The sequence below is a fragment of the Planktothrix agardhii genome, assembly GCF_904830935.1.
GTDB lineage: Bacteria > Cyanobacteriota > Cyanobacteriia > Cyanobacteriales > Microcoleaceae > Planktothrix > Planktothrix agardhii.
Window position 1 is genome coordinate 663,323 of the sequence record NZ_LR882952.1, and the last position, 15,075, is coordinate 678,397.

15 protein-coding genes, 1 tRNA gene and 1 pseudogene are annotated in these 15,075 nt (G+C 41.2%); 5 read left to right on the top strand and 12 right to left on the bottom strand.

Annotated elements, in window-relative coordinates; all coding sequences use genetic code 11:
- Positions 1–110: 110 nt before the first annotated feature.
- The 3 genes from NMG88_RS03060 to NMG88_RS03070 all read left to right on the top strand — a co-directional run bounded on the left by NMG88_RS03060 (position 111) and on the right by NMG88_RS03070 (position 2,219).
- Positions 111–863 carry a 2-phosphosulfolactate phosphatase family protein gene (locus tag NMG88_RS03060; protein WP_042151747.1) on the top strand — a complete coding sequence of 251 codons (753 nt, stop codon included), beginning with the start codon at positions 111–113 and terminating at the stop codon, positions 861–863.
- A gap of 69 nt (positions 864–932) precedes the next feature.
- On the top strand, positions 933–2,072 hold the full coding sequence (locus tag NMG88_RS03065; RefSeq protein ID WP_072005168.1) for a RusA family crossover junction endodeoxyribonuclease: 1,140 nt from the start codon (positions 933–935) through the stop codon (positions 2,070–2,072).
- 21 nt (positions 2,073–2,093) lie between these two features.
- Positions 2,094–2,219 carry an NAD-dependent epimerase/dehydratase family protein gene (locus NMG88_RS03070; protein WP_173400989.1) on the top strand — a complete coding sequence of 42 codons (126 nt, stop codon included), beginning with the start codon at positions 2,094–2,096 and terminating at the stop codon, positions 2,217–2,219.
- A gap of 208 nt (positions 2,220–2,427) precedes the next feature.
- Here NMG88_RS03070 and NMG88_RS03075 read toward each other — a convergent pair whose 3' ends face one another.
- The 10 genes and pseudogenes from NMG88_RS03075 to NMG88_RS03115 all read right to left on the bottom strand — a co-directional run bounded on the left by NMG88_RS03075 (position 2,428) and on the right by NMG88_RS03115 (position 11,721).
- Positions 2,428–4,509 (bottom strand): PAS domain S-box protein, encoded by a 2,082-nt coding sequence (locus NMG88_RS03075; protein WP_227350057.1) that lies wholly within the window; start codon positions 4,507–4,509, stop codon positions 2,428–2,430.
- Positions 4,510–5,302: 793 nt separating this feature from the next.
- On the bottom strand, positions 5,303–5,908 hold the full coding sequence (locus NMG88_RS03080) for a Uma2 family endonuclease (protein ID WP_042151753.1): 606 nt from the start codon (positions 5,906–5,908) through the stop codon (positions 5,303–5,305).
- 243 nt (positions 5,909–6,151) lie between these two features.
- Complete coding sequence (locus tag NMG88_RS03085; protein WP_254035100.1) at positions 6,152–6,715, bottom strand: hypothetical protein; 564 nt, start codon at positions 6,713–6,715, stop codon at positions 6,152–6,154.
- Between the two features lie 105 nt (positions 6,716–6,820).
- Positions 6,821–6,964: pseudogene (locus NMG88_RS22635) on the bottom strand (hypothetical protein); the annotation flags it as partial.
- The gene (locus NMG88_RS03090; protein ID WP_254035101.1) at positions 6,933–9,146 is read right to left on the bottom strand and encodes a DUF559 domain-containing protein; all 2,214 of its coding nucleotides are present in this window, start codon (positions 9,144–9,146) and stop codon (positions 6,933–6,935) included. The gene NMG88_RS03090 and the pseudogene NMG88_RS22635, both read right to left, overlap by 32 nt.
- 192 nt (positions 9,147–9,338) lie before the next feature.
- Positions 9,339–9,412 (bottom strand) — tRNA-Pro (locus NMG88_RS03095).
- 49 nt (positions 9,413–9,461) lie between these two features.
- A complete protein-coding gene (locus NMG88_RS03100) occupies positions 9,462–9,827 on the bottom strand; it encodes a DUF1818 family protein (RefSeq protein ID WP_227350059.1) in 366 nt (121 codons plus the stop codon).
- Positions 9,828–9,837: 10 nt separating this feature from the next.
- The gene (locus NMG88_RS03105) at positions 9,838–10,479 is read right to left on the bottom strand and encodes a hypothetical protein (RefSeq protein WP_227350060.1); all 642 of its coding nucleotides are present in this window, start codon (positions 10,477–10,479) and stop codon (positions 9,838–9,840) included.
- Positions 10,480–10,556: 77 nt separating this feature from the next.
- The gene (locus NMG88_RS03110) at positions 10,557–10,790 is read right to left on the bottom strand and encodes a DNA-directed RNA polymerase subunit omega (RefSeq protein ID WP_042151761.1); all 234 of its coding nucleotides are present in this window, start codon (positions 10,788–10,790) and stop codon (positions 10,557–10,559) included.
- A gap of 40 nt (positions 10,791–10,830) precedes the next feature.
- Positions 10,831–11,721 carry a LysM peptidoglycan-binding domain-containing M23 family metallopeptidase gene (locus NMG88_RS03115; protein WP_042151764.1) on the bottom strand — a complete coding sequence of 297 codons (891 nt, stop codon included), beginning with the start codon at positions 11,719–11,721 and terminating at the stop codon, positions 10,831–10,833.
- Between the two features lie 506 nt (positions 11,722–12,227).
- On the opposite strand from NMG88_RS03115, the gene NMG88_RS03120 reads away from it, so the two are divergent.
- Positions 12,228–13,448 carry an HhoA/HhoB/HtrA family serine endopeptidase gene (locus tag NMG88_RS03120; RefSeq protein ID WP_254035102.1) on the top strand — a complete coding sequence of 407 codons (1,221 nt, stop codon included), beginning with the start codon at positions 12,228–12,230 and terminating at the stop codon, positions 13,446–13,448.
- Here NMG88_RS03120 and NMG88_RS03125 read toward each other — a convergent pair.
- Entirely contained in the window at positions 13,445–13,786 is a 342-nt protein-coding gene (locus NMG88_RS03125) for a DUF760 domain-containing protein (protein ID WP_026786846.1), read from the bottom strand. The genes NMG88_RS03120 and NMG88_RS03125 overlap by 4 nt on opposite strands.
- A gap of 49 nt (positions 13,787–13,835) precedes the next feature.
- On the bottom strand, positions 13,836–14,381 hold the full coding sequence (gene scpB, locus NMG88_RS03130) for an SMC-Scp complex subunit ScpB (RefSeq protein WP_042151771.1): 546 nt from the start codon (positions 14,379–14,381) through the stop codon (positions 13,836–13,838).
- Between the two features lie 335 nt (positions 14,382–14,716).
- Here scpB and NMG88_RS03135 point away from each other — a divergent pair, with 335 nt between their 5' ends.
- A complete protein-coding gene (locus tag NMG88_RS03135; RefSeq protein WP_072005169.1) occupies positions 14,717–14,932 on the top strand; it encodes a hypothetical protein in 216 nt (71 codons plus the stop codon).
- Positions 14,933–15,075: the final 143 nt, after the last annotated feature.

The following is a 15,075-nucleotide window of genomic DNA, read 5'->3' on the forward strand; positions in this document are numbered from 1 at the left end:
ATTATCTAAAAGTATTAGTCAATTTAAGATTTAATTCATCTAATGATCAATTTTTGATCAAATTCTATGTAAAATAAAAACTGACAATTTTATCAACCATAACCCCAACCGTGAAATTTTTTGTCTATCATACTCCTGAACTAGCCCCTGCGAATGTTCTTCCCGACTGTGCCATCGTCGTGGACGTTTTACGCGCCACCACCACCATTGCCACCGCTTTAAACGCTGGAGCCGAGGCGGTGCAGGTTTTCAGTGATATTGACTCGTTGATGCAAACCAGCGAGAACTGGCCCGCCGATAAACGCATCCGGGTCGGTGAACGGGGTGGGGCCAAGGTAGAAGGATTTGATTTAGGCAATTCTCCCCTGAGTTGTACCCCAGAATTTGTCAAAAACAAACGATTGTTTATGACCACCACCAACGGAACCCGCAGTTTAGAAAGGATACAAGCCACTCCGGTCGTCTTGACCGCCGCTTTTATTAATCGACGGGCCATTGTGGAATATTTGATCGCCAAAAGTCCAGAAACAGTTTGGGTATTAGGTTCTGGTTGGGAAGGTAGTTTTTCCCTCGAAGACACCGCCTGTGCCGGAGCAGTGGCCCAAAATTTAGTTCATGAAATGGGTTATCCTTTAGATGATTTTGCGGGAAATGATGAAGTTTTTGCCGCTATTTCCCTTTATTCCCAATGGCAAAATAACCTGTTTGAACTGTTAAATCATGCCAGTCATGGTCAACGATTATTACGTTTAGGGTGTTATGAAGACTTGCAGTATTGCGCCCAAGAGGATATTTTAGATGTGTTACCCATCCAAAAAGAACCCGGAGTTTTAGTTAAATCAGACATCACAAAACAAAACTGATAATTTTGGATTAAAGATGCTACAACTTAACTGAATTGTCTGCATTAATCCTTATCTTGATTACCGTCGGTGAATCAAAAATTTTACCCCCATTCCGATTCTGTAACTTCCCCATTTTTATCAATGGGGGAAATTTTCTATCGCAGCCCCGTTGCACTTCAAAACTTTTATTTAATGTTATCTACCTATTTACAAATCCTCAGCGATTCTCAGCCCCCTTTACCGACTTTAGATGATTTTGCCCAACGGATTAATCAAGAACACAAACAGTGTTTAGATTCCCCACAAACCTCCTTAATTCATGCTAGGAATGCGGGAGAATGGTTGCTGCACGTTCAAACTCAATTCTCCCCGGAACATTGGCAAGTTTGGTTTCAGGAACATTTCACCTTTTCCCAACAAACTGCCACCATGTATATGCAAATTGCCCAAAAAATGCCTGGGGTAAATCCAGGTATTTTTTCCTCAACAATTGATTCTATTTCTCAACCCACAAAAACTCTAGTTATCCCAATTATACCATATTCTCAAGCTCTTAATTCAACGGATGAAGTTAAAAATATTTCTGATAAATCCTCTCAAATTCTACCTCCAAAACCCGAATTTCCGTTATTAAATCCAGAGTGCCATGTAGAGACGTACCATGGTACGTCTCTACATGGAATTTCTGAATTAACCACTACAATTCAGGAACCATTAGAAGTATTAGAATCTCCTGTAACTCGGATTCAAATTATCCATAAAGAGTCCAGTATTGATGTTGAATTTACTGCTATTAATCCCCCGGAACCTCCACCCATTGACCCGCCAAAACCCCCGAAACAACCCGCAGAAATTATTAAATTAATGATTCCTGGCGTTGTTGTTCCGAAAGCTCGTCCTCGGGTAACCAAAAATGGAACCTATTTACCGCCCCGTTATCGCGCTTGGCGAAATCATGCAGAAGTAGAAATCTATCGGCAAATTTCAGAACAAAATATTACCCATAAATTTCCTTTACGCAAAGCAGCAATTGTGATTAAATTATTAGGAAATCATCGGACAAATTCCGATATTGATAATTTAGCAGGTGCTTGTTTAGATGCCTTAACCTTAAATGGTGCAGGGGTATTAATTGATGACCGTTTAAGTTGTTTACCCCAATTAACTGTTGAATTCGATCCCGATGCTAAAAAAACTGGGGTTTCCATTGAAATTGAACCGTTATAATTTTTTGATTCAAGTCTGAATATGAAAAGGGTTTTAGTTACGGGGGGAACTGGATTTTTAGGGCAGAAATTGGCGTTGAAATTACATTCTTTAGGTCAGGATGTTACTGTTTTAGGTCGTAACTTAATTATCGGCGATCGCTTATAGCAGGGAACAGCCCCCCCAAACCCCCCGTGCACGGGGGGCTAGGGGGGGAGGGAACTGGGGAGAAATACTTCACCGTCTGGGTTCCAATATCCGTCTGGTGTCCTAACTGCCTTGGCGGTTGCTATACAACAATATGGATGAGTAAAATATTAAAGTATTGCCAGCCTCATCCCTGGTTGGTGATATACAAATTAACAATTACTAAAGTCTAATTCCCTAAAGGAATTTCAATTAAAAAGTTAGTTCCGGTTCCTAATACTGAAAAACAAGTAAGTTCTCCGTGGTGTTTATCCGTGACTAAATGATAGGCAATTGATAATCCTAAACTGGTGCCTTTTCCCTGTAATTGTGGGGGAATAAACGGATCAAAAATACTTTTCCGTTCTATTTCCGACATCCCAATTCCATTATCCGCAATCGAAATAGCCACGGTATTTTCATTCTCTAAATAGGTGCGAATGATAATCTTAGGTTGATCCACTAAATCATCCTTAAAACTGGTAGCTTCTAAACGATCAATGGTGTAGGTAAGTAAATTCATAAACACTTGATTTAGTTGTCCCGCATAGCAACCCACTTTGGGTAAAGCACTATATTCTTTAACTAAAGTAATACCCGATCTTCCGGCTTTTGCTTGCAGACGATTTTGTAAGATTAATATTGTACTATCTAACCCTTCATGAATATCAACAAACTTCATTTGAGATTCATCTAAACGGGTGAAATGACGTAGCGATCGCACAACATCTCTAATTCGTTCAGCCCCAACTTTCATCGACTCTAACATCCGGGGTAAATCCTGCTTTAAAAAGCTTAAATTAACTTCTTCTATCTCATCGGCAATTTCAGGAATAATTTCAGGATAATACTGTTGATATAATGTGACTAAATTCATTAAATCTTCAATATAATTTTTAGCATGAACAATATTTCCCGAAATAAAACTCACGGGATTATTAATTTCATGGGCAATTGCCGCCACCAACTGCCCCAAGGATGACATTTTTTCGGTTTGAATCAGTTGGGTTTGGGTGCGTTGAAGTTGAGTTAAAATAGTTTCTAATTCGGCTCGTCGTTTCGCTTCTTGTTCTTCACTTTTGCGTAATGCCTGTTCCATTTGTTGACGTTCCGTAATATCTAAACCGACAAAAACCGCCGCCGAACCTCGGTGATATTTTTGGGCCACAATTAAATAGGTGCAAGGAAGTCCTCGGACATTTGCTGTTAATTCCCGGGAACTTTTCCAATAATCTTGAGCAAAAAATTCATAGACAAATTGATTAAATTCTGGGCTAGTTTGGAGAAATCCCACCTCTTTCCCGATGAAGGTTTCCGCCGGAACATTATAGGAATTAGCTAAATGGCGATTCACCCCTAAATATTTCAAATCGGAACTAATCCAAGAAACTAATCCGGGGACGGCATTTAATACCGCTTCTAATTGATCCTTGGAGGCTAAAATGGCAGAGGACGTAGATTTTTGTTCAGAAATATCATGGGCAAAACCACAAATTAAGGGCAAACCTGGAACTGAAACTGCACCGAATTCGGTTTCAACGGTTAAAGTCGGATCGGAGGACTCTAATTCTAAATAATTAATTTTAAAATTAACCGGAAAAATGGAACCGGATTTTCTTTGATAACTGGACTCAAAGGTTAATGATCCTTTTTGTTTCAATTCTTGGCAATATTCCTGCCAAACCACGGCGGTTAAATCGGGATCAATATTATGAATATTTAGTTGCAGTAGTTCACTTTCCGTATAGCCCAACATCCGACAAGCGGATTGATTCACATAGCAAAAATTACCTTCTAAAGTCATCCAAAAAATAGCCGTTGCCGCCTGATCAAATGCCTTTTGAGTCAGTTTTAATTTTTCTTGCAATTGTTTTTGAGGCGTAATCACTTCCAAGTATAAAATTAACCCCCCAATCTCTCCCGATGCCGTTTGCCAAGGTTGCACTACCCATTTATTCCACTGAGTCGAACCCTGAGCTTGAGGGTGGTAGGTTTCCAGTTCCCAACGGGGCAATTTCCCCTCCAAAGATTGTTGGGCATTCTGATACCAAATTTCGGGTAAATGGGGAAACCATTGTTGATGAGCAGAACCGATTAAATTAATATTTCCTTCGCCATAGTCCTGTTGCCATTGACGGGATACGGCTAAATATCGCAGTTGCGGGTCAACCATGGCCATAGCCGTCGGCAGATATTCCACGAAGCGACGGAAATAATCGGGATCAGGGTCGGAAGGGTTGGAAACAGTAGTGGATTGAACTTGTTTGTCCACGATTTGACACTCCCTCAATCAAAATTGGGTTAGGAAAACTCCATTTGTTTATACAAGATGGAAGATCTGAATTCAATAAAATTGAATATTACCCTGATGAGGGGTGTTACCCTCCATTGTATAATTAATTGCAAGAGTTTATCCATGAATTGAACCTTTTTCTGGAAAATTCCCACCGCAACCGGGGAATCTGATCGAAAAATTATGATTTTTTGCTGCAATTAATTGTTATCTATTATACTGAAATTCGATCTAACAATTAATTCAACTTTACGGAGTTTGGGGTGAGAAAGCCCTGAAGGGCTTACTACGGGGTTAGAAGGGTTTCCAGTTGAAAAGGAAATAAATCCCTTGTTCCTGTAAACTGCAATCGCTAGACTCTAATTTAATTAAGGGAATGCCCCAGTCAATCTGTGCAGTTATCCGATCACTATATTGCCATCTTAATCCTAACCCAATTGATAATAATGTGCGATCAGGTAATAATGAGTTGATTAATTGTAGTTTGTGATGACATAATGCTTCAATTTGTTGGATGTATCGTATCAATCAGATCGCATAAGTAGGCGGGCATAAATAACGTCAACAAACCGAAAGCTAAAATCCTTATTCTAAAGGGCTTACAGCATTTAGGATTTTAACTTTAATTATGACCACCTACTTAGTTGGGTGACGGAGGGACAAAGGTTGAGGTCTTGTCAACTTATGTTATTTCAGTGAAATAAGACGGCTGGATCGAAATCTTATTATAGTAAAACGCTTTTTGTTATAATAAGATTGATCGTCTGAATACTTACTCACCATTAAAAATCTGTACGGCGGTCAAATTCAATTCTGGAAAAACTACTGATTCAACTCTTTCATCTCCTCGAAACAGCTTAATTTGATACTCACCATCTACTAGCTGATAAACCGATAAAGTAGGTTGTTTTGGAGAACCAATATAACGGCTACCACCTAAACCCAAATAATCTACAATCCAATATTCGGGAATTCCTAATGCTTCATAATCAATCATTTTATGTGCATAATCATCGCGCCAATTTGTGCTAACAACTTCAACGATTAAAGGAATAGACGATCCTTGAGTAATTGTTGAGGATTTTTTCCACAAAGGTTCTAGGGCTAAAGCATCACGTTTAACTACCAAAATATCAGGTAAATAACCCGTTTCTTCACTCAGAGATTTAACTAGAGCATTCTTAGGAAATCGATAAGGAAGTTGCAGCCTACCAGTTTCTAGGATTAGAGATGTCTGCAAAAAATCAACAACCTCTTCATGTTTTCCTGTAGTCTGCATTTCTACAATAGCTCCCCGATGTATTTCATAGTGTCCGTTTTCTGGTTTCCATTCCAGAAAGTCATCGAAAGTTATTAACTTGGATATTGTTTGAGTCATTGGGAAAACCTCCAACTTTTTTTTCGGGTAATTAGTCTTTTAGTCTTCAATTTTAGTGATAGGTAGATGAATAATTTGATATGGTTTATTACTCCATTTTTGGTTTAGGTTTGATTGATATTCAGAGTCATAGTTTAGATTATAGCACTTACCCAGAAACCGGGTTTCTTAGGTTAACCGAATAATTTTCAAACTTTCAATTCCCCGATCATCCACAATTTTAACAGCAACGCGCTGATATTTTCACATCTCAAAAGGTAACGAAACAGTTCCCTGATAAGACTCAATTAAATCCTCATCGATTTCAGCTTTCAAATTCTTAGCAACACGCGACCAAGCATCCTTTTCCCCGGCCATCGGAAAGAATACTTGACGGGGGAAAATGCTTCTCCCATCATAATCAATATCTAACATCCAAACAGCTATTTTTTCCACACTACCAGACTCGATATTTCCGGTTTTTATGTTATAATAATCAAAGCCTAAAAGGGCGATTGAATTATCAGGAATGGCTGGATTGATAATATCGTCAATTGGTTTAACTGTGGGTGCGGGGACGGCTTCGACGGTGAAGGGCCCCGTAATTCTGGCTTTGGATTTGTCTAATAATGGTTGGTCATAAAGAGTTTCTTGGTCGGCGTATTTATTAATCGCTTGTTCGATTTCTATGCGATTCATTCCTTCCCGAATTTCGGGATTATTGGCAATAGATTTAAGGGTGATATGAGGGACGGTTTTGTATTTGAAACCACCGCCTACGCCTTCTTGGGAATTTGCTAATTGATAATAGTCAAAGGTGGCGGTCATTAACCTTTGTTTGGCTAGGGTTATTGCTACTCTTGAGGTATCGCAGGTTATCCATCTGCGTCCCCATTGTTCGGCAACGTAGGCAGTTGTACCGCTACCGCAATTGTGAACTGTACAAACTTCAGTAATAAAAGAATGACTACCTTCAATCTCTAAATCATAAACAGTTTCAGTTGACCAACAATTTTCTACTTTTGCAATTTCAACACATTCAAGACTAATCTTTTCTACCCCTATTTCTACCCCTATTTCTCCCCCTCTTACTGCCTCTCTTACTTCCCCCTCTTACTGCCTCTCTTACTCCCCCCGTACACGGGGGGTTGGGGGGGGACACAAGTGCACTAAAAACAATATCTCCTGGTTTTAGATTACCCGCTTGAACCCAAGTCGCACCCTCAATTGATTCAGTGCGGATGCGACATTGAGATTCAATTGCTAAACAAACTCCTTCTAAATTTTCGTAAATTTCTTTTGTCGTAAAGCGCAGCACATCAAGACCAAGACTACGCATAAAACTATCCCGTTGTCGATCATATTCTATTGCTTCTGGTTCAAAGTGGGTTGCCCCATCTATTTCTACAACTAAATGAGCATCTCGACTATAAAAGTCAGCAATATATCGACCGATAGGATGTTGACGACGAAACTTAAATTCTAGTTTTTTTCCTCGTAAAACATCCCACAATTTCTGCTCTGGAGGTGTCATTTCTTTACGAAGTTTTCGGCGAAGTTCTAGGTGACTATAGGGGGTTGCTGACCAGTCTTGATTACCTCCTAAACTGCGCGGTCTAAGTTTTGCTAGTACGCGATGATCGGCTGTTAACCACATAGTTGTATTGTTGTTTTTACAGGTTAACCCGATCATTTCTCCTTGGTATTCTTTTTGGATGGTGCGTAGGACTCGGTGGGGTTTGTTGTCGTGACTGTAGACTAAAGTACCGGGTTGTATTTCTTCGATGGGAATGAGTTTTTCTTCCCCTAAATCTCCCGTGAATCCCCCCCTAAATCCCCCCGTGTACGGGGGGACTTTGAATTTTCCGGCTCCCTCCCCATTCATGGGGAGGGTTGGGGAGGGGGTCAATATTTTTGTTCCTTTTCGCAAGCAGGTGATATCTAGGACTAAATCGCCTGGGTCGGTGGTCATTAGGAGGCAACGTTGTATTGTTTTTGTTCCAGTTTGAACAACATATATTTTTTGGTCTGTAAAACTTCCTGTTGCCGTATCTTCCCATAGTTCAGTTAAGGCAACACAAGGAAAATCATCCAAATATCTAATATATTGTATGCTATTCGTAGTGATATGTAATTTTCCAGCATATCCAAGTTTTTGTAGTCCATGTAAACTTGTTTTCCACGATTTTGAATAAACTTTACCCTGATACTCAAATGGAAAAACTGAATTTCCTTGGGAAGTTATATCATTAGGCTTATAGATTTTTGCATCTACTGGAATTTTTAACGGATTCAGTTTTTCTTCTTGAGTCATTCCTCGGTTGCTTCCATCAGCCAATTTTAGCCATGTATAATTTGATGCTGTTCCTGCATTCAAACTTTTTTCAATATAAAGTTGTTTATATTTTGTCTGCTGTTTATCCTTACCATACCAAATAATAAAATCATAACGGCTGGCTAAAAAATTGCTTGATAATCCTCCAGTTTTTTGAAAACAGATTATACAAATAAAATTATTAACTCCAAAAACCTCATCCATCAATTCCCTAACATGATGCACATTCTCATCAGAAATCTGCACAAAAACACTACCACTTTCCGACAACAACTCCCTCGCCAACAACAATCTATCTCTTAAATAAGTCAAATAAGAATGAATCCCCAATTCCCAAGTATCCCGAAATGCTTTAATCATTTCCGGTTCTTGAGTCAAATCCTCATCTTTCCCATCTTTCACATCCCGATTATTCACAAACGGCTGAAAATTTGAACCATATTTAATTCCATAGGGCGGATCGAAATAAATCATCTGTACTTGTCCCGCCATTCCCTCTTTTTCTAATAGGGAATTCATCACTAAAAGCGAATCTCCAGCAACTAAACGGTTACTCCAATTATGCTGATGTTTATAAAATTCAATCGCTTGTCGAATAGGCGGATTTTCTTCAGGTATTTCAAATAAAGATAACTGTACAGCCTGAGTTTGATTTTGCTTCCGTACTGCTTCTATAATGCTGCGCGGATCGATGCGTTCGTGAACGTGCAAAGATACAGTTGGCACTTCAAAATTAGTATGTTCCGCCTTACCAGCCCAAACTAATTGCGGGTCAAGGTGCGGATCGTAGCTATAATTTTTATTATCACCATCAGGATCACTTTCTGGCGTAACCAGTCCCACAGGTGGATTATTCACTCGTTGCTGATTTTCGTGATTATATTGATCTATATTTCTTTGATCGGGTTTCTTTTGCCTTGCCATGGGATCTCCTCTAGTCAAAGACTTTACTTTACAATTGATCAAATTATTTCTGTACTTGAGGAACGCTCATCAACAGCTACTATTTAAAAGTTCGTAAAAAAAGGACTCCTATTACAGAATCCTTTTGGCTAACTAAATATGGATAAACAATTTGTTAATGCACAACTATTTAATATAGTTACCGATTTAGAATCGGAGCGACAGGATTTGAACCTGCGACCCCTACCACCCCAAGGTAGTGCGCTACCAAGCTGCGCTACGCCCCGACACAATTAACTAATGTAGCATAGCAAACAAAAACTTGTCAAGACTATTTCAAAAGATTTTCAAGGTTTTTGTCGCTTGTACTAATTCCGCCACCACTTCCACTGGCCAAGAACCTTCCGCCCGCCGTCCAGTATTCAAAATCAACAGCACCGTATAAGCATTAGCATAGCCTTCTACCTGCATCCACAACCGCTCGCTTTCGGCTTCACAGGCTAGTTTTTCTTCATCCATCAACTCAAGGCTCATTCGGCTCATGGTATCGGCTAGTTCACACAACAACCGACAAAAATCATCAAACTCCGCCTGGGTCAATTCCATCGCCCAGGTATCGCCCCCGACTAACCCATGAAATTCCGTGGCTTGGGGGTTCCAACCTAAACGCCATCCGGTTCCGGTTTTTAGAATTTTCTCCATATTCCCCGGGTTATTTTAACCGTTGAGCATCTCCCGACTCCGGTAGGAGAATTAAGGAGGGGGTTGGCGGTTTAGCGGTGGGTGAAGCAGGGCTCGGTTTTGGAATTGTTCCATTGTCACTATTGACAGAATTGGGATTAAATAAACTCGCCAGTGTATTAACTAACGCATCCCGTTCAACTCTATTTAACTGTTGAATGGCTTTTTGATCCCCGACTAAAGGATTTTCTTTTAATACTTCCTGACCCGGATAACTTAACACTAACATCGGTTCATTCACCCCGAGATAATCGGCTAAGGTGAGTTTCCAATCAAAACGATATTGAGTGGGTCGAGCTTTCACATAAATGTGATAACGAATTAACCGACCAATCAAGGTATTATCTTCGGCGACTTTTCCCGTTTCCTGGGAAAGATATTGATTTTCCTGGGGCAAATTTGGTAATTGTTCATAGACTTTCTTCCACACCTCTGAAACCCTGACTCGTCCCGATGGGGAGGATATTTCTGGCGGCGGAGTTTGGGCGAGTCCTTGAATTTCCAGGCCATCCATAAACCCACCCAAAACAATGAATAGGGTAATTATAACGGCGATTAATAGAAAACTTAAACTAACTGGTTTTTTGGGTTTTCGAGATTTCAACATAAACATAAGATTAAGATATTTTGGAGTCTTTATCACCTCAATAAATACGGTGTTAAAGACACCCAATACCGCAATTGATCAATCTAACGATCCGCGATAATTTGCGGTTGATTTAGTTCATCGGACATTTCAATAATTGCGCGTAAAACAGGTTTGGTAGGGTTCTCATCCCCATTATCAAAGTCTTCATAACGACACCGTTTAGCCCGATTTGCGACTTGTACTGTAATCCGATAGCGATTGGTCGCAGAACTGACGAGATCGGCAGCCCGGCGAGTAATTTCTGTTGAGTCTATTGGATGGGGACGCTTTTGCATGAAGTTTATAATTTCCTAACCCTAGAGTTGTGTTTATATCTTAACGTTTAACTTGAATATAAGGATTAGGATCTTCTGCAATCCATCCTAAATCGGAGTTATAACGAATTTCAAAATGGAGATGGGGTTGATCGGTATCCGGTTGTCCCGTCGTCCCGACTGTTCCCAATACATCCCCTAACTTTACCGATTGACCCAGTTTTACCCCAATATTGTCTAAATGGGCATAACGGGTTTGTTTCCCTGACCCATGATTAACTACAACTAATTTTCCATACCCCTCCCGTTCTCCCGCAAAGGCTATTTTTCCCATCCCAACGGATAAAACTGGGGTTCCCACCGTCGCCGTCAAGTCTAAACCACTATGAAATATTACCCGACCCGAAACGGGATTGAGTTGCCAACCATAACCCATTTGTATTGTTGTCCGTTGCGGTAAGGGATAACCGGGTAACACCAATATCGCCACAGTTGGTGGCCCTTTGGGTGACCAATTCACACCGGGTAAAAATAACGCTGTTGGTTGAGTTTGACAACCATTCATTTCAAAAACCACGTCAGGACGGGCATTATAAGCTCTGGCTACTTCCTGCCAACTCCGACCAGGGGGAATATCTACCCTAATCCCATTATGGGGCGGAATCAAAATCTCCTGTCCAATGGGAATTTGCCCCCGTTGTAAAATTGGATTGATCCCCAGTAGGGTTGCCGGAATTAGGTTATATTGGCGGGCAATACTTTCGAGGGTGTCTCCAGGGGCAATCCGATGAGGTTTTAAACGGGATAATACCGGGGTTGGGCAAACATCTTGAGCTTCTGAGTTAAAGGGTTCATTTGCCTCTACAGACCTTATCCATGGCCTAATACTAACTAATATTCCGATTAGAGCCATCAACCGCAATAATAATATTTCTAAACGTTGAAACCGCATAATCAACAATTAATCAAATTTAACTGTGAACTACCCACACTGACTTGGAGTACCAAGTACAGTGTCGGCTTCTGTACTCACAGGGGAATGCCTCAAGACGGACTTGCATCCCCCTTTTGGTCTTACCTCCCCTCCTACAGCGCCAAACGAAAGATTTGGTCAACTCCGTACCTACGTTGACCCGCCTTTCATCCCACCGCTCACCTGGGTTATTGTAGAGCGGGGGACTTCCCGGCGGTGTTAGTTAAAAAAACCGATTCCCCTGTCAGTTACCTTAATCGGTAATTTGCAGTTATCATTGAAGGGTGAAGTCTTGATTTGATAGGACTTACGCACGGGGCCCGATAAACCGGGTTTTTTAGAAAATATGTAGGTCACAACGAAGTATTTTCGTAAAAAAACCCGGTTTCTTTGGTTGGGTGCGTAAGTCCTGTTTGATTTCTTCAACTGATTATTGATAACTGATAACTGATTACTGATTACTGATTTCCACCACGGCAACAAAGATGGATTTATCTTTCAAACAGTTTACGATATACCTAGCCTTAGTCTCTTTAGGTGGCGGTGGTGGATGGCTGGCAAGTCGCTATGTCCAAACCAATAACCCAGACCGGTTATCGGCGACGGTAGCCATCGTTAAACATATCCCTGCGGTTTCCCCCCCTAGGGTGACAGAAGACCCGGTGGTTGACCGTAGTAGTTCTAATTTTATTGCCGATGCCGCCGAAATTGTTGGCCCGACTGTGGTGAGAATTGATGCGACCCGCAAATCGGCACAAGATGTACCCGATGCCTTTAAAAATCCCCTATTTAAACGCTTTTTTGGCAATCAAATCCCCACAAATGAAGACCGAGTTCGTAGGGGAACAGGTTCAGGATTTATTCTACATTCCGACGGTCGGATCATTACTAATGCCCATGTTGTGGATGGGACGGATACGGTGCAAGTCACCCTTAAAGATGGTCGGGTATTGGAAGGGAAAGTAAAAGGAGTTGACCCAATAACCGATGTGGCGGCGGTGAAAATTGACGGGAAAGAGTTACCGACGGCCCCGATTGGTTTTTCCGATCATTTGGTTCCGGGTCAGTGGGCGATCGCCATTGGCAATCCCCTAGGATTAGATAATACCGTAACTATTGGGATTATTAGCGCCACAGATCGTTCCAGTACCCAAGTCGGAATTCCAGATAAACGAGTCCGCTTTATTCAAACCGACGCGGCGATTAATCCGGGTAACTCTGGCGGGCCATTATTAAACGATCAAGGTCATGTGATTGGGATTAATACGGCAATTCGGGCTAATGCCCAGGGTCTAGGATTTGCCATTCCCATTGAAACCGCGATCCGCATCGCTAGTCAACTTTTTGCCAAGGGAAAAGCCGATCATCCCTATCTGGGTGTACAGATGGTGGAACTCAGTCCGGTGGTAAAGGCCGAAATGAATCAGCAACTGTCAGTTAAATTAACCCAGGACACCGGGGTGATTGTGGTGCGGGTGGTGGAGGATTCCCCCGCCGCCCAAATGGGAATTCTCAAAGGGGATATCCTCACGGCTATTGACGGTGTTGCGGTGAATACTCCGGCCCAAGTCCAAGAACAAATTGAAACTAAGACGGTTGGGGAAGAACTTCCCGTCGAAATTAACCGCCAGGGCCAACAACAAACCCTGATGATTAAAACCGCCGTGTTCCCAGAATCCGCCTTAGCTGGAGAATTCAATAATTAATCCGGTGTTTTGGGATCAATTGAAGTGGTGCGAGATAGGTTTTCTTCCAGGTGCATCCGTTGTTCCATTTGGCGTAAAAAGTACCCAGTCATCATTGCCGATGCTAACAGACCCGCTAAGTTTTCGCGGTTGGTTGTAATCTGCACATCAAAGTGATCGGAGGGGAGTACCCCGACTAATCCTTGGACGTTTTTACTAATGATTTCTTTAATTTCCAAACTCGCAGACTGAGCAACTGTCGCCAGAATATCGGGATGTTGACTTTGCAGGTAGGTCAACAAGGGATTTTCGGCGGTTTCTTGAACATCAGATTTAAGGAAGTCAGAGTTAAAAACCATGATCTGCGTCTCTATATCATGCTTATGCTATCTATAGTTTATCTTATTTTTACACTTCGCCCGTAGGCTTGGCATCGAGAACCGGTAAAGGGGCATCCAGGGGTAAATCGTCGCTAAAATTTAATGAAAGTTGTTGGGGAAGCTGATCAACTTGGAAATACTGATGGAATTTTTTGGTCACTTGTAACCAATGGGAGCGGGAGTTAGCTTGTTTGCGTTTCTGAACAAATCCCAGTTCTACGAGCTCGGTGACCTGTTGATAGGCTCCTGACCCTCTTAATTCTACTAAATCGGTTTGGGTAATGCCACCCTTGAGGGCGATCGCTGCTAAGGTTCTTAATGCCCCAACTCCTAACTCCGGTGCTACTAAGCTTTGCATTAATGACCGATAGGCTTCTCGAAGTTGTAAGCTATATCCAGAATCGGTTTCTACGACTTCTAAGGCACTATCCCGATGGGCATAGTCGGACATCAGTTGAATGAGTGCTTCTTCTACTTCGGTGCGATCGCACCCGGCTAATTCTGCGAGTCCAGCAATGGAAAGCGACTGACCTTTTAAATACAAAATTGCTTCAATTTTCGCCAATAAACTCATTTTTAACAACAGATAAAAGATCACGGTTTGGGGTTGGTAACTGTTGACTGTACACACTTGTCTGTCAAGCGTCAACTTTTGGCCGGGGATTGGTGTTATAATCTGGATCTGTACTCACAGTTAACAGAATTTTTGTATATTTTTTTAGCAAATATTATTCAATCCCCTTTCTGTCTAACACAATATTTTTTCAACTCTCTGAAGAAAGGTTTTACCCGGAGACGGAAACTTAATTAAACTTAACAAAAATAGCGTCGAACTGTAAGTTAGATAACAAAGTTAGGGAAATCCATCATCCATAATTGAGTTTATATAATTATTTGGGATCAATCAACATGAACAGGGAAAATGCCGTTCCCTCAAATTGCCGTAATTGCCTCCACTACAAACCAGAAGGCAGACGGGGAGGAACTTGTCAGATGTTCCACGCTCCTGTCCAAAGTCATTGGAAATCCTGTTCCTTAGCCGCCTTACCCTTTATTTACTTATTAGATCGGTCAGAAACCGAATTTTATGGCATACCCGATGAAAAAGAGCAGAAAGTTTCATAAACCAACTCTCCAATCAATTTTATGATGAATTAGGACAAAAACCATGACTGATATCGCAAAAAAATCTATAAACGAAAACAAAAATTGTTGCCGATTTAAAGGATTAAATTTTGACTAAATTTCCACAAACTTGTTTGGAAAAT